Below are 19,792 nucleotides of genomic sequence, written 5' to 3'. Positions count from 1 at the left end.
TGTGGGTGCCGCGGGAGGCTCCCGCGTGCTGGACGAAGCGAAGGCGCAGCAGCCCCACCGGGACCGGTGGCGCTGTCGCGAAGCTTCCCTACGGCGGTATAAACCGCATCAGGTTCGAAGGGTCTGTCTCAACCACGCCGTGCCGGCCGCGGTACCCCCGCTTCGGCTGCCATTTGAGCACGGCGTACGCTGTCCGCCAATGTCCAGCAGCCCTCGGGCGATGTCTGTGGGAGCGGCTATAGCCGCGAACGATCTTTTCCCAGCCCGGATCGTGGCTATAGCCGCTCCCACAGATTGCCCGCGACCACGAGCCACGGGGTGCCGCCAACCGGGATAGCGGACCTTCAGCGCAGGGTGGCGTTGAGCCTGGCAAGCGCGGCGCTCCCCGGCCCGAGTTCCCCGGGGCCGAGCGCGTTGAGCGGCGTTGCGACCGTGCCCAGGTGGCTGTGCAGGTCGCCGGCTTCGGGATCGACGTAGAGCAGGCCGGTGGCAACCTCGCCGCGTGCCTGGCGCTGGTGAATCAGGTTCAGCGCACCGATCCGGTCGCGCGGGTCGTAGCCGGCGTCGAGCTTGTGCAGGCGCAACACGCTGCCGTCGTGCTGGGCCACATCGATCGTGCTGCCGGCGGCCTGTTCGACTTCGATCGCCGCGCGCGGCGGCATCACGTCGAGCCGGTTGACGGCATCGTTGTGCTCGCGCACGTAGTCGTAACTCTTGGTGCTTCCGGCGTGGTTGTTGAACGCGACGCAGGGGCTGATCACGTCGATGAACGCCGCGCCGCGATGCGACAGCGCACCCTTGATCAGCGGCACCAGCTGCTGCTTGTCGCCGGAGAAGCTGCGCCCGACGTAGCTTGCGCCAAGCTGCAGCGCCATGGTCACCAAGTCCAGCGGGCTGTCGGCGTTGGCCACGCCGCGCTTGGACACCGAGCCCTGGTCGGCAGTGGCCGAAAACTGGCCCTTGGTCAGGCCGTAGACACCGTTGTTCTCGACGATGTAGGTCATGTTCACGCCGCGGCGGATGGCATGCACGAACTGGCCGATGCCGATCGAGGCCGAGTCGCCATCGCCGGAGACGCCGAGGTAGGTAAGCGTGCGGTTGGCGAGGTTGGCGCCGGTCAGCACCGAAGGCATGCGTCCGTGCACGGTGTTGAAGCCGTGCGACTGGCCGAGGAAATAGTCCGGAGTCTTGGAACTGCAGCCGATGCCCGACAGCTTGGCGATGCGGTGCGGCTCGATGTCGAGTTCCCAGCAGGCCTGGATGATCGCCGCCGAGATCGAGTCGTGGCCGCAGCCGGCGCACAGGGTGCTGATCTTGCCCTCGTAGTCGCGGCGGGTGAAGCCGATGGCGTTGCAGCGCAACGTCGGATGGTGGAGCGCGGGCTTGGCAAGATAGGTCATGCCACGTTTTCCTGTCTGGCTTCGAGCTGCATATGCGCCTGGATCGCGCCGGAAATGAAGCGCGCGGTGATCGGCGTGCCGTCGTAGTGCAGCACCGCGGGCAGCCGCGCCGGATCGATGTCGAAGGCGTCGATCAGCAGCAGGCGCAGTTGGGCGTCGCGGTTCTGTTCGACCACGAACACCTGTTCATGGGCGTCGATGAACCCGCGTACGGAATCCGGGAACGGGTATGCACGCACCCGCAACGTATCGAGCGCGATGCCGGCGTCGCGCAGCTGTTCGATCGCCTCGGCCATCGCCGGGCTGGTGGACCCGTAGAAGATCACGCCGAAGCGCGCAGGCAGCGCCGCCTGCCCGACCACCGGCTGCGGCAACAGGGCCTTGGCGGTGTCGAACTTCTGCAGCAGGCGCTGCATGTTGTAGACATAGTCAGCGCCGCGCTCCGAATACTGCGCGTGCGGGTTGCGCGAGGTGCCGCGGGTGAAATACGCGCCCTTGCCGGGATGCGTTCCGGGCCAGGTGCGCCAGGGAATGCCGTCGCCGTCGACGTCCTTGTAGCGCGCGAACTCGCGCCCGGAGTCGAGCATTTCGGCGGTCATCACCTTGCCGCGGTCGTAGACGCGCGCGTCGTCCCATTCAAAGGGTGCGCACAACCTCTGGTTCATGCCGATGTCGAGATCGCTCATCACGAACACCGGCGTCTGCAGCCGGTCGGCGAGATCGAACGAAGCAGCGGCGAAGTCGAAGCACTCACGCGGATCCTCCGGAAACAACAGTACGTGCTTGGTGTCGCCATGCGAGGCGTGCGCGCAGGCCAGCACGTCGGACTGCTGGGTGCGGGTGGGCATGCCGGTGGACGGGCCGCCGCGCTGCACGTTGATGATCGTCACCGGGATCTCGGCGAAGTAGGCCAGGCCGATGAACTCGTTCATCAGCGACACGCCGGGCCCCGAAGTGGTGGTGAACGCGCGCGCGCCGTTCCAGCCGGCGCCGACCACCATGCCGATCGAAGCGATCTCGTCCTCGGCCTGGATCATCGCGTAGCGCGCCCCGCCCTCGTCGTCGACGCGGAATTTCTGGCAGTACTTCTGGAAGCCCTCGGCCAGCGACGACGACGGTGTGATCGGGTACCAGGCACAGACCGTGGCGCCGCCATAGACGCAGCCCAGGGCCGCGGCGTCGTTGCCCTCGACGAAGATCCGGTCGCCAACCGCGTCCGCCTGCTGCACGCGCAGGCCGATGGGGTGCGGCAGGTGCTCGCGTACCCAGTCGCGCCCCAGGTCCAGCGCCTGGATATTGGGCGCTTGGAGCTTCGGTTTGCTCTTGTACTGCTCGCCGATCAGGGCCTCCACCATCGCCGGGTCGATGTCCAGCAGCGCCGACAGCGCGCCCACGTACATGATGTTCTTGAACAGCTGGCGCTGGCGCGGATCGTCCCAGGCGGCGTTGCACATTTCGGTCAGCGGCACGCCGATGACGTTGATGTCGTCGCGCAGGCGCGAGCGCGACAGCGGCCTGCTGCTGTCGTAGAACAGGTAGCCCCCAGGCTCGATCTCGGCGACATCGACATCCCAGGTCTGCGGGTTCATCGCCACCATCATGTCGACGCCGCCGCGGCGCCCCAGCCAGCCGCGCTCGCACACCCGCACCTCGTACCAGGTCGGCAGCCCCTGGATGTTGGACGGGAAGATGTTGCGCGGGCTGACCGGCACGCCCATGCGCAGGATCGCCTTGGCGAAGAGCTCGTTGGCCGAAGCCGAGCCGGAGCCGTTGACGTTGGCGAACTTGACCACGAAATCATTGACCGACTGCAGCGGCGAATACCCGGGGGTCATGCCGCCTCCTTCTTCCTGGCGCCGCGGCGGTCGCCGCCGGCATGGGTCTCCAGCAGCAGGAACTTCTGCATGTCCCAGGCGCCGGTGGGGCAGCGTTCGGCGCACAGGCTGCAGTGCAGGCAGACGTCCTCGTCCTTGACCATCACCCGCTGCGTCTTCAGCGGCCCGGACACATACAGATCCTGTTCGAGGTTCAAGGCCGGTGCGGTCAGCCGCGTACGCAGCTCTTCTTCCTCGCCGTTGGCGGTGAAGGTGATGCAGTCGGTCGGGCAGATGTCGACGCAGGCATCGCATTCGATGCATTTTTCGGCGGTGAACACCGTCTGCACGTCGCAGTTGAGGCAACGCTGGGTTTCCTTCCACGCGGTCGCCGCGTCGAAGCCGAGCTCGACCTCGACGTGCATGCTGTCGAGCTTCTTCGCCGCCTCCGACCACGGCACCGCGAAGCGCTCGTCGGGCGAGACCGCGTTGTCGTACTGCCACTCGTGGATGCCCATCTTCTGCGATTCCAGCCAGGTGCCGGGTGCCGGACGGATGCGAACGTCATCTCCGTTGAGCAGGCGGTCGATCGAGATCGCCGCGGCATGGCCGTGCGCCACCGCCCAGATGATGTTCTTGGGCCCGAACGCGGCGTCGCCGCCGATGAACAGCTGCGGCAGCGTCGACTGGTGGGTCACCTTGTCGACCACCGGCATGCCCCACTCGTCGAAGTCGATGCCGAGGTCACGTTCGATCCACGGGAAGGCATTCTCCTGGCCGACCGCGACCAGCACTTCGTCGCAGGGGATCACGTCATCGGGCTCGCCGGTCGGCACCAGCCTGCGGCGGCCGCGCCCGTCGTACTCGGCGCGCACGCGCTCGAAGCGCATGCCGGTGAGCCGGCCGCTGGCGTGCTCGAAGGCCTTGGGCACGCGGCAGTCGAGGATCGGGATGCCCTCATGCATCGCGTCCTCTTTCTCCCACGGGCTGGCCTTCATTTCGTCGAAGCCCGAGCGCACCACGACCGTCACGTCTTCGCCGCCCATCCGGCGCGCCGAGCGGCAGCAGTCCATCGCGGTATTGCCGCCGCCCAGCACCAGCACCCGGCGGCCGACGCGGGTGACGTGACCGAAATAGACGTTCGCCAGCCAGTCGAGGCCGACATGGATGTTGTCCGCGCATTCCTGCCGGCCGGGCAGGTCAAGGTCGCGCCCGCGCGGCGCGCCGCTGCCGACGAAGACCGCATCAAAGCCCTGCGCCAGCAGCGACTTCATCGATTCGATGCGCGTGTCGCCGACAAATTTCACCCCCAGGTCGAGGATGTAGCCGGTCTCCTCGTCGATCACCTCTTCCGGCAGGCGGAAGCGCGGCACCTGGGTGCGCATGAAGCCGCCGGCCTTCGGATCGGCTTCAAATATCGTGATGTCGTAGCCCAGCGGCGCCAGGTCGCGGGCCACGGTCAGCGACGACGGCCCCGCGCCGACGCAGGCGATGCGCCGGCCGTTGCCCTCCGCCGGCACCTTGGGCATGCGCCCGCGGACATCGCCCTTGTGGTCGGCGGCGACGCGCTTGAGCCGGCAGATCGCCACCGGCTCGGGCTTGTCGCGCATCGACGGCGGACCGTTGTTCTCCTCGACCCGGCCGCGGCGGCAGGCCGGCTCGCAAGGGCGGTCGCAGGTGCGGCCAAGGATGCCCGGAAACACGTTGCTCACCCAGTTGACCATATACGCGTCGGCGTGGCGGCCGGCGGCGATCAGGCGGATGTATTCGGGAACCGGGGTGTGCGCGGGACATGCCCACTGGCAGTCGACGACCTTGTGGAAGGTGTCGGGATTGCGGATATCGGTCGGCTTCACTGCGACCCTCGCTGCTGGCTGGCCGGACGCGCCGGTCGTCGCTCGCGCGGACAGTCTAGGCGCAAGCGCGCGCAGGTCTTGCCGCGCCGCAGCAAGGCATCGGCCTGCGGCCCAGGCCGCGGGATGGGACAATCCCGGGCATGACCCTCGACCATCGGCAGGCTCGCGCGTTCGCCCCCGCAAGCGTCGGCAACATTGGCGTCGGCTTCGACCTGCTCGGGCACGTCATCGAAGGGCCGCGCGACGTCGCCACCGTGCGCGTCATTGAAGAGCCCCTGGTTCGCGTGGATGCCGTGCGCGGTATCGAGGGGATTCCGCTGGACGCCGCGGCCAACACCGCCGGGCGTGCGCTGATGGCGCTGCGCGAGGCGCTGGGACTTGGCCACGGCTTCGCGATCGAACTCGACAAGGGCATCCCGCTGGGCTCGGGACTCGGCGGCTCGGCGGCGTCCTGCGTGGCCGCCCTGGTCGCGGCGAACACCCTGCTTGGGCAGCCGCTCTCGCGCGAAGCGCTCTACCCGTTCGCGCTGGAAGGCGAGTGGGCGTCGACCCACAGCCGCCAGGGTGACAACGTCGGCCCGATGCTGCTCGGCGGCGTGGCGCTGGCCACCCCCACGCGGCTGCTGCGCCTGGAGGTTCCGGATTGGCTGCACTGCGTAGTCGTGCAGCCGGATCTGGTGCTGGAAACGCGGCGCGCGCGCGCGGTCCTGGCCGAGCCCTATCCGCTGCCACAGGTGGTCGCGCACTCCACGCACCTGGCGCTGTTCCTGACCGGACTGGCGCGGGGCGATGCCACCCTGATCGGCGAAGGCCTGCGCGACGTGCTGGTGGAGCCCCGGCGCGCGCCGCTGATCCCGGGCTTCGCCGCGGTCAAGCAGGCCGCGCTCGACCACGGCGCACTCGGTGCCAGCATCTCCGGCGGCGGTCCCGCGTGCTTCGCGTGGTTCGCATCGCGGGCGGCGGCGGAAGCGGCGGCGCCCGCGATGGTGGCGGGTTTCGCAGGCGCCGGCGTGGCCGCGCAGGCGCATGTGTCGCCCGTGGCAGGGCCGCGCGCGGAGCTGCTCATCCGCACCGGCCCCTGCGCCCACTCCGACCCGCGCTTCCTGTAGGAGCGGCTACAGAAGCGATGGATCGGATGAGGGCTGCGCAGGTTCTTCGCGGCGCACCCGGAACCACGCCGCGTACAGCGCCGGCACGAACACCAGGGTCAGCACGGTGGCCACTGTCAGTCCGCCCATGATCGCCACCGCCATCGGCCCGAAGAACACGCTGCGTGACAGCGGGATCATCGCCAGGATCGCGGCCAGCGCGGTCAGCACGATCGGGCGGAAGCGGCGCACGGTGGCATCGATCACCGCGTCCCAGCGCGCGTGCCCGGCGTCGATGTCCTGCTGGATCTGGTCGACCAGGATGATCGAGTTGCGCATCACCATGCCCGCCAGCGCGATCGTGCCGAGCAGGGCCACGAAGCCGAAGGGCACGCGAAACACCAGCAGGAACAGCACCGCGCCCACCAGCCCCAGTGGGGCGGTGGCGAAGACCATCGCGCTGCGCGAGAAGCTGCGCAGCTGCAGCATCAACAGCGTCGCCACCGCGAACAGGAACAGCGGCATGCCCGCGGCGATCGAGTCCTGGCCGCGCGCGGAATCCTCCATCGTGCCCCCGGTCTCCAGCAGGTAGCCGGGCGGCAGCGCGTCGCGGATGCCTTCCAGCCCGGGCAGCAGCTCCGACACCACCGTCGCCGGCATCGCATCGCCGCGCACGTCGGCACGCACGGTCACCGTCGGCAGGCGGTCGCGGTGCCAGATGATGCCGTCCTCGAAGGCGTATTCCAGCCGCGCCACCTGCGACATCGGGATCGGCTTGTCGTCGGCGCCGTGCACGGTGAGGCTGCCAAGCTGGTCGAGCGCGGTGCGCTCGTCGACGGGTCCGCGCATCACCACTTCGATCAGCTCGTTGCCCTCGCGGTACACGCCCACCGCCTGGCCCGACAGCGAGGCCGACAGGAACCGCGCCAGCTGCTGCGAGTCGACGCCCAGCACGCGCGCGCGCTCCTGGTCGATCACCAGGCGCACGACCTTGCTCGGCTCGTCCCAGTCGAGGTTGACATTGGCCACGTGCGGATTGGCGCGCACCTTGTCGGCGACCTCGCGCGCGATCGCGCGCGCCTCGTCGGCATGCTCGCCCGAGACCCGGAACTGCACCGGATAGCCGACCGGCGGCCCGTTCTCGAGCCGGGTCACGCGCAGCTGCAGCTCCGGGAACAGCGGCGTGACCTCGTCGATCAGCCAGTCGCGCAGCGTCTCGCGGGCGTCGACGTCACGCGCCAGGACCACGAACTGGGCGAAGTTGGTCTGCGGCAGCTGCTGGTCCAGCGGCAGGTAGAAGCGCGGCGAACCGCTGCCGATATAGGCGACGTGGTTCTCGATGCCGGGATGGTCCGCGAGCAGCGCTTCAAGCCGCGTGGCGGCGTCGCCGGTCGCGCGCAGCGAAGCGCCCTCGGCCAGCTCCAGGTCGACCATCAGCTCCAGCCGCTGCGAGTCCGGGAAGAACTGCTGCGGCACGAAGCGGAAGCCGATCAGCGACATCACCAGCAGCGCCACCGTCGCCGCGATCACCAGCCAGCGGTGCACCAGGCACCAGTCCAGCATCCTGCGCAGGCGCCGATAGAACGGGCGCTGGTAGGGATCGTGGTCGTGCGCCTGCGTCGCGAAGTCCGGCAGCATCTTCTCGCCCAGCAGCGGGATGAACAACACCGCCGCGATCCACGACACCACCAGGGCGATGCCGACCACCTGGAACAGCGAGCGCGTGTACTCGCCCACCGACGAGGCCGCGGTCGCGATCGGCAGGAAGCCGGCCGCCGTCACCAGGGTGCCGGTCAGCATCGGGAACGCGGTATGCGACCAGGCGTAGCTTGCGGCGGTGAGCCGGTCGTCGCCCTGCTCCATGCGGATGGCCATCATCTCGACCGCGATGATCGCGTCGTCCACCAGCAGGCCCAGCGCCAGCACCAGCGCGCCCAGCGACACCTTGTGCAGGCCGATGCCGAACCAGTGCATCAGCGCGAAGGTCATCGCCAGCACCAGCGGTATCGACACCGCCACCACCAGGCCCGTGCGCAGGCCGAGCGAGAAGAAGCAGACCAGCAGCACGATCACCACCGCCTCGGCCAGCACCTTCACGAACTCGCCCACCGATTCGCGCACCGCCGCCGGCTGGTCGGACACCTTGCGCAGCTCCATCCCGACCGGCAGCGTGTCGCGCAGGCGCGCGGCCTCCGCGGCCAGCGTGTCGCCCAAGGCCAGGATGTCGCCACCGTCGCGCAGGGCCACGCCGATGCCGATCGCGTCCTCGCCCATGAAGCGCATCCGCGGCGCGGCCGGGTCGGCGTACCCGCGCCGCACCTCGGCCACGTCGCCCAGGCGCAGGGTGCGATCACCGGCGCGCACCGGCAGCGCGCGGATCTCGTCCACCGAACGGAAGGCGCCGTCCACGCGCAGCTGCACGCGGTCGGTCGCGGTTTCGACAAAGCCCGCCGGCGCCACCGCGTTCTGCTGCGCCAGCGCCTGCTGCAGCGCCTCCATCGGCACGCCCAGCGTGGCCAGGCGCGTGTTGCTGGCCTCGACGAAGACCTTCTCGTCCTGGAGGCCGATCAGCTCCACCTTGCCGACGTCGGGCAGGCGTTGGAGTTCCAGTTCGATGCGCTCGGCGTAGTCCTCGAGCACGGCGTAGTCGAAGCCCTCGCCGGTCAGCGCATAGATGTTGCCGAAGGTGTCGCCGAATTCGTCGTTGAAGAACGGGCCGATCACTTCCGCAGGCAGCATCGGCCGGATGTCACCGACCTTCTTGCGCACCTGGTACCAGAGCTCCGGGACGTCGCGCTGCGGCAGCGAATCGGAGGCCATGAAGATGACCTGCGACTCGCCGGGCCGCGAGTACGAACGGATCATCTCGTAGCGCCCGGTCTCCATCAGCGCGCGCTCGACGCGGTCGGTGACCTGGCGCGCGACCTGGTCGGCGGTGGCGCCCGGCCACACGGTGCGCACCACCATGGCCTTGAAGGTGAAGGGCGGGTCTTCGGACTGCCCGAGCTGCTTGTACGACCAGGCGCCCACCAGGGCCGCCACCAGCATCACGTACACCACCAGGGCACGGTTGCGCAGCGCCCATGCGGACAGGTTGAAGCGCGGGCCGCTCATCGCGCCGCGGTTCCGGCAGTCACTCCGACGGCTCCACCGGGGCATGTGCGTCGACCGGACGATTGTGCAGATCGACCGCGGTCACTTCCTGGCCATCGCGGAGCAGATGGCCGCCGGCGACCACCACCCAGTCATCGGCATCCAGGCCCGCGGTCACCGGGACCCGCTCGGCGCCGAAATCGCCGGTCCCCACGGCGACGGCGTGGACGCGGCCGTCCTTGAATACCCACACCGAAGCCGTGCTGCTGCCAGCCTTGCCGTCACCAGCCTTGCCGGAGCCCCCGGCCTGCACCGCTGCCAATGGCACCGAAAGCGAAGAACCGCCATTGGCCACGCGCACCCTCGCGCTCTGTCCCAGCGCCACGCGCGCGGCGGCCTCGCCGTCCAGCGCCACGCGGGCCGCGTAGGTGCGCGCGGTGGCGTCGGCCGCCGGGGAAATCTCGCGGAAATGCCCCGGCAGGCGCTCGCCGGGCGCGGTCCAGAGTTCGACCTCGACCGGCTGGCCCACGGCGTAATCGCCAATCGCGGACTCCGGCAGCGCGATCGCGACCTCGCGACCGTCGTCGCCGGCCAGGGTGAACACCGCCTGCCCGGCCGCCACCACCTGCCCGGCCTCGGCCTGGCGGCTGGCGATCACGCCGTCGGCGGGGGCGCGGAGCTCCGCATAGCCGGCCTGGTTGCGCGCGACGTCGACCTGGGCACGCGCGGCGCGGGCCTCGCCCTCGGCGGCGCGCCAGGCGGCATCCTGGGCGTCAAGCGCGGAGCGGCTGACCAGTTGCTCCGCGGCAAGCGTGGCGTAGCGGGCGCGATCGGCGGCGGCGCGCTTGCGCTGGGCCTCGGCGGCGGATAGCCGGGCCTCGGCCGCGCGGGCCTGGGCCTCGAAATCACCGGCGTCGATCACCGCCAGCAGGTCGCCCCGGGCCACCCGGTCTCCGACATCGACCTCGCGCCGGAGCAGCTTGCCGCCCACGCGGAAGGCCAGCGGGCTTTCCTCGCGCGCGCGGACCTCGCCGGAATAGCTGCGCGCGACGCCGGCCGCCGCCTGCGGCCGGGCCACCAGCACCGGGCGCGACGCTGCCTGCTCCGGCTCCGCGCCACCGCACGCGGCCAGCGCCAGCCCAAGCGCGGCGCCGCCCAGCCATCGGATCCCGCGCATGCCAACCATGGCGCCGCTCCTGTCACGGACCCGGGACCCGGGCTTCAAGGCGCGATGCTATATTTACAAAACTCCACGGTCTAGTATTTGCCGATGTCCACGCCCAGCGACCAGCCGGTGGCGCCGCGTCCCGCACCGGGCCGCCCCAAGGACCTTGCCAAGCGCGCGGCAATCCTCGACGCGGCCCAGCGCATGTTCCTCGAGCATGGCTTCGAGGGCGTGAGCATGGACCAGATCGCGGCCGGGGCCGGCGTGTCCAAGCTCACCGTCTACAGCCACTTCGGCGACAAGGACACGCTGTTCGCCGCCGCGGTCGAGCACTACTGCGAGCAGCAGGTGCCGCCATCCCTGTTCACGCCATCGCCGGGCACGGCGCTGCGGCCGCGCCTGGTCGGCATCGCGCGCGCGGTGCACGCGCTGATGACCTCGCCCGAAGCGCTCGCCGGCTTCCGCCTGGTATGCATGCCCGCGCGCGTGGATCCCAGGCTGTCGCGCATGTTCTGGGACGCAGGCGCCGGCCACCTGCAGGCCGGGTTCGCGGCGCTCCTGGCGCGCCGCACCGCCACCGGCGAACTGGACGTGGCCGACACCGGGCGCGCGGCGAGCCAGTTCTTCGCCCTGCTCAGGGGCGAACTCCATCCCCGGCTGATGATGGGCTGCGGCGACACGCCCGGTTTCGACGTCGATGCGCACCTGGAGGCCACGGTGGAGCTCTTCCTGCGCGCCTACGCCCGCCGCCCGGCGCCGTGAGCCCCCGCCGAGCGGCCCGGTGACTTCCGGCACTCAGGCAGGGCACCCTGTCGCGGCGATGCTGTCGGCACCCCCCGCAAATACACCGTAAAATGGCCGGTCACCCAGACCCGCCAGGCCCCGACACCATGACCCTCGATTTCGCCAAAGCACGTGAAGCCATGGTCGAGCAGCAGATCCGCCCATGGGACGTGCTTGAACCCGGCGTGCTGGACGTGCTGCTGCGCCTGCCGCGCGACGCCTTCGTGCCGGCCGCGCATCGTGCACTGGCCTATGCCGACATCGCCCTGCCCCTGGCCCACGGCGAATCGATGATGAAGCCTGTGGTCGAAGGCCGCGCGCTGCAGGCGCTGGCGCTGGAAGGTTCCGAGGACGTGCTCGAGATCGGCACTGGCAGCGGCTTCATGGCCGCGTGCTTGGGCCGGCTTGCACGCGCAGTGACCACGATCGAACGCCACGCCGACCTTGCCCGGGGCGCGCAGGCCGCGCTGCTGGCGCAGGGCGCCAGCAACGTCTCGGTGGTCCATGCCGACGCGTTCGCCTGGGAGCCGGGCCGCCAGTTCGACGCGATCTGCGTCAGCGCCGCGGCCGACATCGTGCCGGAGCGCTTCATCGGCTGGCTGCGCCCCGGCGGCCGCATGTTCATCGTGCGTGGCCGCGCGCCGGCCATGGAGGCGGTGCTCGTGCACCCCGACGTCAACGGCAACCGCATTGAATCGTTGTTTGAAACCGAAATCGCCTATCTCGCCGGCGCCGCGCCGGTGCCTGCATTCACGTTCTGACCGCCGGCCTGACGGCCGGCCCGACCAAGGACTTCCCCTGATGATCCGTCGCCCCCTCGCCCTTGCGCTCCTCCTCGCCATGCTGCCCGCCGCGGCATCGGCCGAAGACCTGCTGCAGACCTACGAGCTGGCGCGCGGCAGCGATCCGCAGCTGGCGATTTCCGAAGCCAACCGCGACATCAGCCGCGAGGGCCGCGTCCAGGCCCGCGCCAGCCTGCTGCCGCAGATCAACGGCAGCGCATCGATCAACCGCAGCTACGCCGCCGGCGTCGACGGCGATGCGCGTCGTCGCAGCGTCGGCGTGGACCTCAGCCAGACGGTGTTCGACCTCGGCGCGATCTCCAACCTGCGCGCGCAGCGCGACCTGGACGCAGCCGCCGGGCTTGACCTCGAGGCCGCCAACGACGAGTTGATCACGCGCACCTCGGCCAACTATTTCAACGTGCTGGTGGCGATCGAGACCCTGGCCGCCGCCGAGGCCGCGGAAGAAGCGCTGCAGAAGCAGTTCGACTTCGCCGACAAGCGCCTTGAAGTGGGCCTGGCACCGATCACCGACGTGCACGAAGCGCGCGCCCAGTACGACGCCGCGCGCGCCAACACCATCCTCGCGCGCAATGCCCTCGAGGACGCATACCAGGCACTGGCCGAGATCACCGGCCGGCCGGTGCGCACCCTGCGCGCGCTGCCCGAGGACTTCCAGCCCCAAGCGCCGGAAGGCAACGGCCTCGACCGCTGGCTCGCAAGCGCGCTGGAGAACAACCCCTCGCTGCGCGCCGCCGAGTACAACGTCAGCGCCGCCGAGCACAACGTCAACACCGCCCGTTCGGGCCACCTGCCGCGGCTCACCCTTGGCGCCGGCTATGACAACGGCGCGGCCTGGGGCGATCTCGGCACCGGCGGCGGCACCGGCACGTCCACTGGCGAAGGACACAGCATCGGCCTGACCCTGAGCGTGCCGATCTTCAGCGGTGGTGCCACCCAGTCGCAGGTCCGCCAGGCGCTGTCGCGCCGCGATATCTCCGGGCAGCAGCTCGAACAGGCCCGCCGCGCGCTCGACCGCAACACCCGCAACGCGTACCAGACGGTGGTCGCCGGCGTCAGCGAGATCGAGGCCCGCCGCCAGGCGCTGATCTCGGCGCGCAGTGCGTACGAGGCCTCCCAGGTTGGCCTGGAAGTGGGCACCCGCACCGTGGTCGACGTGCTGATCAACCAGCAGAACCTGTTCAACGCCGAACAGCAGTACGCGCTGGCGCGCTACAACTACCTGCAGAACCGGCTGCTCCTGGCCCAGGCCGCGGGCACGCTGGATATCGGCAACGTGCAGGAAATCAACCGCCTGCTCACGGTCGACGCGGCCACCCCGGACACCAGCGCCGGGGGCTGAGCAACGCCACGATGATCACGCCGGGGGCAGCTCAGGCGTGATCATCGCGATCGTCCGCGCCAGCGCGCCGCGGCCCTCCATCACCAGCCGCAGCCCCTGCGCCGACATCGCCGCGCGCGCATCGGCGTCGGCCAGCAGCGCTTCCACCGCATCACCCACGGCCTCGGCGTCCGCGCCGATGCGCACGGCGCCGGCAGCGTCCATCTGCCGCGCGATGTCGGCGAAATTGTGCAGGTGCGGCCCGGTGACCACGGCCACGCCAAGCGCCGCAGGCTCCAGCAGGTTGTGCCCGCCCACCGGCTGCAGGCTGCCGCCGACGAAGGCCACCTTCGCGCAGGCATAGAAATTCACCAGCTCGCCCAGGGTATCGATCACGAAGACATCGTCGTCGTGATCGGGCCATTGCGTGAGCTTGCGCGTGGCCACCCGCCAGCCGGCCTCGACGCAGGCCTGGGCCACCGGGCGGAAGCGTTCGGGATGGCGCGGCGCCCACAGCAGAACCAGGTCCGGCCAGCGCTCGCGCAGCCGACGGTGGATGGCGATCACCGCGGCCTCTTCGTCCGGGTGCGTGCTGGCGGCGATCCACGCCGCGCGGCCACCGCTGTGTCCGTCGAACGCGGCCGCGACCCGGCGCGCGGCGTCGTCCACCTTGACGTCGAACTTCAGGTTGCCGAGCACCGAGACCGCCGCCGGCTCCGCGCCCAGGCGCACGAAGCGCGCGCCGTCGGCGTCGGACTGCGCGGCCACGCAGGCCAGGGTGCGCAGCGCGCGGCCGATCAGTGGACGCAGCGCGCGGTAGCCGCGCAGCGAGCGCTCGGACAGGCGCGCGTTGACCAGGTAGGCGGGAATGCCGTGGTCGCGGCAGCAGAACAGCAGGTTCGGCCAGAGTTCGGTTTCCAGCACCAGCGCCAGCCGCGGGCGGAAATGCCCGAGGAAGCGGCGCACCGCGCCGGACAGGTCGTAGGGCAGGTAGACATGCTCGACGCGATCGCCCCACAGCGCGCGCACGCGCGCCGAACCGGTCGGGGTGATGGTGGTGACCAGCAGGCGCAGGTCGGGACGGCGCTCGAGCAGGGCGTTGACCAGCGGCGCGGCGGCGGTGACCTCGCCCACCGAGACCGCGTGCACCCACACGCAGCCCTCCAGCGGCGGCGTGCGGTAGGCAGCGTAGCGTTCGCCCCAGCGCTCCAGGTACTCGGGCTGGCGGAAACCGCGCCAGATCAGGTGGTAGACCGTGACCGGCACGAGCAGGTACAGCGCGGCCGAATACAGGCCGCGCAGCAGGCGTTCGACAGCGCGATCACGGGGGGCGGCCTCCATGCGCCAAGGATAGCGAAGCCGCGGCGTGCGCGGGCGCATGCCGCGGCGCAGCCCTTAGAATCAACGCATGGCCACACACCGGGACAGACCGCCGCTGGGACCACGCCACTGGCCCACATGGATGGGAATCGGCGCGATGGCGCTGCTGGCGCGTCTGCCGTGGCCGTTGCAGCGCGCACTCGGCCGCGCCATTGGCGGGCTGCTGCGGCGCGCGCTGCCCGCGCGCCGCCGCGTAGCCGCGCGCAACCTCGAACTGTGCCTCCCGGAGCTCGACGCCGTCGCCCGCGAGGCACTGCTGCGCCGGCACTTCGCCGCCATCGGCATCGGCCTGTTCGAATTCGCCCGTGCCTGGTGGGGCTCGGTGGAGCCGCTGCGCCGCGGGCTCGTGGTCGAGGGCCTGGAGCACATGGAGGCGGCGCGCGCCGGTGGCCGCGGGGTGATCGTGGTCAGCGGCCACTTCACCACGCTGGAGGTCTGCGGCCGGCTGATGTGCGACTACGTGCCGTTGGCCGGCATGTACCGCCCGCACGCGCAGCCGGCGATGGAATGGGCGGTGCGCCGGGGCCGCTTGCGCTACGCCGCGGCGATGTTCCCCAAGCAGGACCTGCGCGGCACCGTGCGCCACCTCAAGCGCGGCGGCCTGCTCTGGTACGCGCCCGACCAGGACCCGAGCCGCGGCGACAGCGTGTACGTGCCCTTCTTCGGCCAGCCGGCGCACAGCCTGACCTCGACCCACCAGCTGGCGCGCATGTCCGGCGCGGCGGTGCTGTTCTACCAGCACGCCCGGCGCGATGACGGCGGCTATACCCTGCGCCTGTTCCCGGCCAGCGAAGGCTATCCCTCGCGCGATGCGACCGCGGACACCGCCGAGGTGATGGCCGCGATCGAAACCATGGCGCGCGCGGCGCCGGAGCAGTACCTGTGGATCCACCGCCGCTTCAAGCGGCAGCCTGACGGCAGCTCGGCCTACTGAGACGCGGGTGCGGCGGCTGGAGGCGGGAGCGTCGCGTTCGTACCCTTCGCGCCCGCGTTGGCGCGGGCCAGCAGACTGCCGGCATACAGCGCGGCCAGCATCAGGGTCAGCGCGCCCCAGAAGGTCGAATAGAACGCCAGGTGGGTGTTGAGCGGGAACACCGTCACCAGCAGCGCAAGCATCGCCGGCCGTGCGCGTTCGCGCGCCGCCGTGCCCGCATAGCGCCAGGCGCGCACCGCCAGCGCCACGCCCGACAGCCACAGCAGCAGTCCGATGAGGCCGGTTTCGCTGAGTATCTCGAGCACGATCTGGTGCGCATGCAGGGCCGGTCCCTCACCCCAGGCGGCCACCGTCCCTGCGTCCGGATCGCAGTCCGGGAACGCTTCGCGGAAGCCGCGGGCACCGACGCCGTTGAACGGGTGTTCGCGCACCATGCACAGCGCGGCGCCCCAGATCCGGGTGCGGCCCGAAAGCGCGGTATCGACGCCATGCTCGCCGGCCTGGAAGGCGTGCGAGGTCCGCTCCAGGCGCAGGCGCACCTCCGGCGATGCCAGGCCCACGGCGACCGTCACCACGGCGCCGGCGGCGAACACCAGCAGCAGTTGCTTCCAGCCCAGCAGGCGCCAGCCGGAGAGCAGCAGCACCAGGCCGTAGGTCAGCCAGGAGGCGCGCGAACCTGCGAACACGATGGCGATGCCCACTGCCGCCGCCGCAAGCACCCAGCCCGCGGTCTTCCAGCGCCGTCCCGCGGCGTAGAGCAGGAATGGCGACAGGCTGGCCAGCACCAGGCCGAGCTTGAGGTTGCATGGACCCAGCACGCCGCCCAGGCGATCGGCGCGCGCGATTTGCTCGAGGTCGCACATCGGCCCACCGCTGATCAGCTGCTTGGCGATATCGATGCCCCAGAACAACGGGCTGGTGTCGAACGCCACCTCCACCAGCGCGTCCATGGTCCACACCGCGATGATCACGGCCAGGCCGCCGAACGTCAGCCGCCTGCCGCGGTCGTCGGCAACCGCGATCGCCACCAGCCACAGGAAGGGCAGGTAGCGCAGGTCGACCGCCGCCTCGCGCAGCGCACGCGCCGGGTCGACCGAGCCGACCGCCGACAGCAGCTCGGGCAGCCAGTAGGCGAAGAACAGCACGCTGGTCAGGGCCCAGGCCGGGCCGCTGAGCAGCGTCGCGCCACCGCGGAAGCGCGTGGCCGCGAGCTTGATGATGACCACCAGCGTACCCAGGGCCACGATGGCTTCGGCATAACCGGGCGCGGGCCACAGCGCGACGAAGACCAACACCCAGTGCGGCGCCCAGCGCCACCCGGCGGCGGTCGCATGCGGCGTTGCGGGGATGGTGTCAGCGGAGTTCGTCATAAACCGAGAGGGTGGCGTCCTGCATGGACCGGAGCGAATACCTGGCTGGAGCCGGTGGAATCGTAGCTGGAAGCCGCGTGTCGCGCGCAAGCATCCCGCGTGCGCCCTCGCCCAGCGCAGCTGAGTCGAAAACCGGTACCGCGCCATCCGGCTGCAGTTCGCGCAGCAGTTCACCGACGCCGCCGTGGTCCCAGCCAAGCACGGGCCGGCCCACGGACAGGGCTTCGATCACGGTGCGGCCAAAGGCTTCGGGCTTGCGCGAAAGTTGCAGCACCAGGTCGCAGGCGGCATAGGCTTCGGCGATCGCCGCGGTCGGTGGCGTGATCGCCACGGCAGCGGCGACGCCAAGGGCCTGCGCTTGCGCTTCAAGTTCGGAGACGTAGGCCGCGCGCGCGGGATCGCGTGCGCCGGGCATCCACAGCTTGGCGTCGAGGCCACCGGCGCGCAGGCCGGCAAGCAGTTCGAGCGCGTCGACATGGCCCTTCAGCCGGGTGCCGCGACCCGGCATCAACAGCAGCGGGCCGTCGCCATCCAGCTGCGGGTGCTCCGTGGCCGCCGCGGCCCGCGCTGCCGGATCCGGCAGCGCTGCGCGCGGGAAGGCCGCAGGATCGATGCCGCGGGGGATCACGCGCAGCCGACCGGGATCGGTCCCCGGATAGTGCCGCAGCACGTGTTCGCGCACGGTGGCCGAGACGCAGATGATGCGTTGGCCGCGGGCCATCACCTGGCTGTAGCGCGACGGCGAATTGAGGCCGTGGACCGTGGTGGCGAAGCGCGGCCGCGCCTCCGCGGACAGCCCTGCCAGCGCGCGCCAGCCGATCCAGGCCGGCAGCCGCGAACGCGCGTGCACGATATCCACGCCCTGCTCGACCATCAGCTGCCGCAGCGGACGCACCAGGCGCAGGGTGGCAAGCGATTTGCGGCCGATATCGAGGGCGACGTGCTCCGCTCCGCACGCGAGCAGCGCTGGCAGCAGCCGGCCACCGGCCGATGCCACGAGCGCGCGATGTCCCGCGGCAACCAGGGCCGCCGACACTTCGAGGGTGGAACGCTCGACGCCCCCCGCCTCCAGGGCCGGAAGCAGCTGCAGGACGGTCAGCGGCCGGGGCATGCGCCGGCGGCGCCGCGTGCCGGACTCAGTCGACCAGGACGAAGTGGGCGCCGCAGTAGGGGCAGTCGGACTGCCCGCCTTCGGTCTCGATCGGCAGGTACACGCGCGGGTGCGAGTTCCACAGCGCCATGGACGGCAGCGGGCAGCTCAGCGGAAGGTCGGCGCGACGCACCTCGTACTGCTTTTCGGCGTTGGCCTGGACGGGCTGCGACGTGGCGGTGGACATCGTGACGTGACCGGGGGCTGCGGGGACCCGCACAGTTTACCGCGCCGGCGCCCGCGTGGCCCGGATCAGGCGGGAAGCACGAACAGCAGCAGCCAGGCCGGACCCGTTCCGGTGGCGGTCAGCGCGGACGGCGCACAGGTGGTGCCGCCGGTCCAGCCGATGCCGTCGCCGGAAGCGAGCCGCGTGCAGGTGCCGCCAGCGTCGGCAGCCATCACGCCGCCGTCGAGCACCTCGAGCCAGCACCTGCCGCCGTCGCAGGCGGGCAGGTCGACGGCTTTGCCCGCGGCGACGCGCACCGCCATCAAACGCGCCCGCTGCCGCAGTGGCAACGGCGGCTCATGCTCCCGGGCACCGGTATGGCCATCACTGCCGTGGCCACGATCATCGGCCGCGAGCGTGACCCAGCACCCGTCCGCACCGGCACCGGCACCGGCACCCTGGCCGGCATCGCCGTGATCCGCAGCGCGCCGGGCGACCGCCGGGTCAGCGTTGACGCGACCGGGCTGCAGCCAGCACTCGACCAGGCGCAGCGGCGCGGTGGCCGATCCATTCCCGAGTCGTGACTGCAGGCCGTGCCCGGTGCCCATCCACAGCAGGTCGCCGGCCTCCAGCCGATGCTGGCCAAGGCTGCCGCAGTCGACCTCCAGGGCGCCCTCGATCACCAGCAGCAGCCGCTCCATGTTGGCTACGCGGCCATTGTCGCGCGAGGCGCCAGGACTCCAGTCCTGCCGGGAGAGCACGCGGAGCGCGCCCCATCCCATCCAGTCGCGGTCTATCGCATCGCCGCGGGAGAAGGCCTCGGTCGCGACGCTGCCGCAGCGTGGCTGCCAGCCGCGCTCATTCGATGCGCGCGGCCTCTTCGAAGGGCAGCCGCGGCGAGCGCGGGAAGAGCTGCGCCGGGTCGCCCTTGCCCAGGTTGACCAGGATGTTGGAGCGGACCGCGGTGCCCTTGAAGAATGCTTCGTCGACCATGGCGTTGTCGAAACCGCTCATCGGCCCGCAGTCCAGGCCGAGCGCGCGCGCGGCCATGATCAGGTAGGCGCCCTGCATGCTCGAGCCGCGCAGGCCCACCCGCTCCAGCCGCGCCTCGTCGGAGCCGGCGAACCACGAGCGCGCATCCGTGTGCGGGAACAGCACCGGCAGCTTGTCGTAGAAGGCCATGTCGTGGCCGACGATCACCGTCACCGGCGCCGCCAGGGTCTTGTCGCGGTTGCCGTCGCTCAGCGCCGGCGCCAGCCTGGCCTTGGCCTCGGGGGAACGCACGAACACGAAGCGCGCCGGACAGGAGTTGGCCTCGGTGGGTCCGAATTTCACCAGGTCGTAGAGCGTACGCAGGGTGGCGTCATCGACTTCGCCGCCGATGGCGTTGTGGGTGCGGCCCTCGCGGAACAGGCGGGCAAGCGTGGCATCGGGCAGCACATCGGACATCGGGTTCCCTCGTGGTCGGC

16 protein-coding genes and 1 riboswitch are annotated in these 19,792 nt (G+C 70.8%); of the genes, 5 read left to right on the top strand and 11 right to left on the bottom strand.

The features are described from left to right. Positions 1–67 precede the first annotated feature (67 nt). Positions 68–169, bottom strand: a riboswitch (TPP riboswitch). A 175-nt stretch (positions 170–344) separates the two neighbouring features. Genes ACW7G5_RS11740 through ACW7G5_RS11730 form a run of 3 tightly spaced genes read right to left on the bottom strand, consistent with a single transcriptional unit; the run spans position 345 to position 5,070 of the window. After that, positions 345–1,400 carry a 2-oxoacid:ferredoxin oxidoreductase subunit beta gene (locus ACW7G5_RS11740; protein ID WP_457004713.1) on the bottom strand — a complete coding sequence of 352 codons (1,056 nt, stop codon included), beginning with the start codon at positions 1,398–1,400 and terminating at the stop codon, positions 345–347. Beyond that, on the bottom strand, positions 1,397–3,235 hold the full coding sequence (locus ACW7G5_RS11735) for a 2-oxoacid:acceptor oxidoreductase subunit alpha (RefSeq protein WP_457004711.1): 1,839 nt from the start codon (positions 3,233–3,235) through the stop codon (positions 1,397–1,399). The genes ACW7G5_RS11740 and ACW7G5_RS11735 overlap by 4 nt, the downstream gene beginning before the upstream one ends. Beyond that, complete coding sequence (locus ACW7G5_RS11730) at positions 3,232–5,070, bottom strand: FAD-dependent oxidoreductase (protein ID WP_457004709.1); 1,839 nt, start codon at positions 5,068–5,070, stop codon at positions 3,232–3,234. Before ACW7G5_RS11730 ends, ACW7G5_RS11735 begins: the two co-directional genes overlap by 4 nt. Before the next feature lie 140 nt (positions 5,071–5,210). Between ACW7G5_RS11730 and ACW7G5_RS11725 the strand changes: the two genes are divergently transcribed. Next, entirely contained in the window at positions 5,211–6,179 is a 969-nt protein-coding gene (locus ACW7G5_RS11725) for a homoserine kinase (RefSeq protein WP_457004707.1), read from the top strand. A 6-nt stretch (positions 6,180–6,185) separates the two neighbouring features. On the opposite strand, the gene ACW7G5_RS11720 is transcribed toward ACW7G5_RS11725, so the two are convergent. Continuing rightward, positions 6,186–9,272: an efflux RND transporter permease subunit gene (locus tag ACW7G5_RS11720; protein WP_457004705.1), complete on the bottom strand. Its 3,087-nt coding sequence runs from the start codon at positions 9,270–9,272 to the stop codon at positions 6,186–6,188. Positions 9,273–9,291: 19 nt separating this feature from the next. Further along, complete coding sequence (locus ACW7G5_RS11715) at positions 9,292–10,428, bottom strand: efflux RND transporter periplasmic adaptor subunit (RefSeq protein WP_457004703.1); 1,137 nt, start codon at positions 10,426–10,428, stop codon at positions 9,292–9,294. A gap of 93 nt (positions 10,429–10,521) precedes the next feature. Here ACW7G5_RS11715 and ACW7G5_RS11710 point away from each other — a divergent pair, with 93 nt between their 5' ends. From ACW7G5_RS11710 to ACW7G5_RS11700, 3 genes are all read left to right on the top strand, one after another. Further along, positions 10,522–11,178: a TetR/AcrR family transcriptional regulator gene (locus ACW7G5_RS11710; protein WP_457004701.1), complete on the top strand. Its 657-nt coding sequence runs from the start codon at positions 10,522–10,524 to the stop codon at positions 11,176–11,178. Positions 11,179–11,306: 128 nt separating this feature from the next. Continuing rightward, positions 11,307–11,960: a protein-L-isoaspartate O-methyltransferase family protein gene (locus tag ACW7G5_RS11705; protein ID WP_457004699.1), complete on the top strand. Its 654-nt coding sequence runs from the start codon at positions 11,307–11,309 to the stop codon at positions 11,958–11,960. A 40-nt stretch (positions 11,961–12,000) separates the two neighbouring features. Next, positions 12,001–13,344, top strand: coding sequence for a TolC family outer membrane protein (locus ACW7G5_RS11700; protein ID WP_457004697.1), 1,344 nt, complete (start codon positions 12,001–12,003; stop codon positions 13,342–13,344). Positions 13,345–13,359: 15 nt separating this feature from the next. Here ACW7G5_RS11700 and waaA read toward each other — a convergent pair whose 3' ends face one another. Continuing rightward, positions 13,360–14,664: a lipid IV(A) 3-deoxy-D-manno-octulosonic acid transferase gene (waaA, locus tag ACW7G5_RS11695; RefSeq protein WP_457004695.1), complete on the bottom strand. Its 1,305-nt coding sequence runs from the start codon at positions 14,662–14,664 to the stop codon at positions 13,360–13,362. 67 nt (positions 14,665–14,731) lie between these two features. Between waaA and lpxL the strand changes: the two genes are divergently transcribed. Further along, positions 14,732–15,637, top strand: coding sequence for an LpxL/LpxP family Kdo(2)-lipid IV(A) lauroyl/palmitoleoyl acyltransferase (lpxL, locus tag ACW7G5_RS11690; protein ID WP_457004693.1), 906 nt, complete (start codon positions 14,732–14,734; stop codon positions 15,635–15,637). Here the strand turns inward: lpxL and ACW7G5_RS11685 are convergent. From ACW7G5_RS11685 to ACW7G5_RS11665, 5 genes are all read right to left on the bottom strand, one after another. Continuing rightward, entirely contained in the window at positions 15,631–17,007 is a 1,377-nt protein-coding gene (locus ACW7G5_RS11685; protein WP_457004691.1) for an O-antigen ligase family protein, read from the bottom strand. The two genes, lpxL and ACW7G5_RS11685, sit on opposite strands and share 7 nt — an antisense overlap. Beyond that, positions 16,991–18,118, bottom strand: a complete 1,128-nt coding sequence (locus ACW7G5_RS11680; RefSeq protein ID WP_457004689.1) for a glycosyltransferase — start codon at positions 18,116–18,118, stop codon at positions 16,991–16,993. Before ACW7G5_RS11680 ends, ACW7G5_RS11685 begins: the two co-directional genes overlap by 17 nt. A gap of 25 nt (positions 18,119–18,143) precedes the next feature. Continuing rightward, positions 18,144–18,344: a zinc-finger domain-containing protein gene (locus tag ACW7G5_RS11675; protein WP_457004687.1), complete on the bottom strand. Its 201-nt coding sequence runs from the start codon at positions 18,342–18,344 to the stop codon at positions 18,144–18,146. A gap of 65 nt (positions 18,345–18,409) precedes the next feature. Next, a complete protein-coding gene (locus ACW7G5_RS11670; protein WP_457004685.1) occupies positions 18,410–19,084 on the bottom strand; it encodes a pirin family protein in 675 nt (224 codons plus the stop codon). 97 nt (positions 19,085–19,181) lie between these two features. Further along, positions 19,182–19,772 (bottom strand): malonic semialdehyde reductase, encoded by a 591-nt coding sequence (locus ACW7G5_RS11665; RefSeq protein ID WP_457004683.1) that lies wholly within the window; start codon positions 19,770–19,772, stop codon positions 19,182–19,184. Between the last annotated feature and the right edge of the window lie 20 nt (positions 19,773–19,792).

It is taken from the genome of Luteimonas sp. A501 (genome assembly GCF_054052085.1).
The sequence above is the reverse complement of the archived record's forward strand: the minus strand, read 5'-3'. Positions and strand labels throughout refer to the sequence as shown.

Excerpts from the sequence above, each read along its gene's own strand:
- ACW7G5_RS11740 (WP_457004713.1), bottom strand. The coding sequence starts at position 1,400 with ATGACCTATCTTGCCAAGCCCGCGCTCCACCATCCGACGTTGCGCTGC.
- ACW7G5_RS11735 (WP_457004711.1), bottom strand. The coding sequence starts at position 3,235 with ATGACCCCCGGGTATTCGCCGCTGCAGTCGGTCAATGATTTCGTGGTC.
- ACW7G5_RS11725 (WP_457004707.1), top strand. The coding sequence starts at position 5,211 with ATGACCCTCGACCATCGGCAGGCTCGCGCGTTCGCCCCCGCAAGCGTC.
- ACW7G5_RS11720 (WP_457004705.1), bottom strand. The coding sequence starts at position 9,272 with ATGAGCGGCCCGCGCTTCAACCTGTCCGCATGGGCGCTGCGCAACCGT.
- ACW7G5_RS11715 (WP_457004703.1), bottom strand. The coding sequence starts at position 10,428 with ATGCGCGGGATCCGATGGCTGGGCGGCGCCGCGCTTGGGCTGGCGCTG.
- ACW7G5_RS11710 (WP_457004701.1), top strand. The coding sequence starts at position 10,522 with ATGTCCACGCCCAGCGACCAGCCGGTGGCGCCGCGTCCCGCACCGGGC.
- ACW7G5_RS11705 (WP_457004699.1), top strand. The coding sequence starts at position 11,307 with ATGACCCTCGATTTCGCCAAAGCACGTGAAGCCATGGTCGAGCAGCAG.
- ACW7G5_RS11700 (WP_457004697.1), top strand. The coding sequence starts at position 12,001 with ATGATCCGTCGCCCCCTCGCCCTTGCGCTCCTCCTCGCCATGCTGCCC.
- waaA (WP_457004695.1), bottom strand. The coding sequence starts at position 14,664 with ATGGAGGCCGCCCCCCGTGATCGCGCTGTCGAACGCCTGCTGCGCGGC.
- lpxL (WP_457004693.1), top strand. The coding sequence starts at position 14,732 with ATGGCCACACACCGGGACAGACCGCCGCTGGGACCACGCCACTGGCCC.
- ACW7G5_RS11685 (WP_457004691.1), bottom strand. The coding sequence starts at position 17,007 with ATGACGAACTCCGCTGACACCATCCCCGCAACGCCGCATGCGACCGCC.
- ACW7G5_RS11680 (WP_457004689.1), bottom strand. The coding sequence starts at position 18,118 with ATGCCCCGGCCGCTGACCGTCCTGCAGCTGCTTCCGGCCCTGGAGGCG.
- ACW7G5_RS11675 (WP_457004687.1), bottom strand. The coding sequence starts at position 18,344 with ATGTCCACCGCCACGTCGCAGCCCGTCCAGGCCAACGCCGAAAAGCAG.
- ACW7G5_RS11665 (WP_457004683.1), bottom strand. The coding sequence starts at position 19,772 with ATGTCCGATGTGCTGCCCGATGCCACGCTTGCCCGCCTGTTCCGCGAG.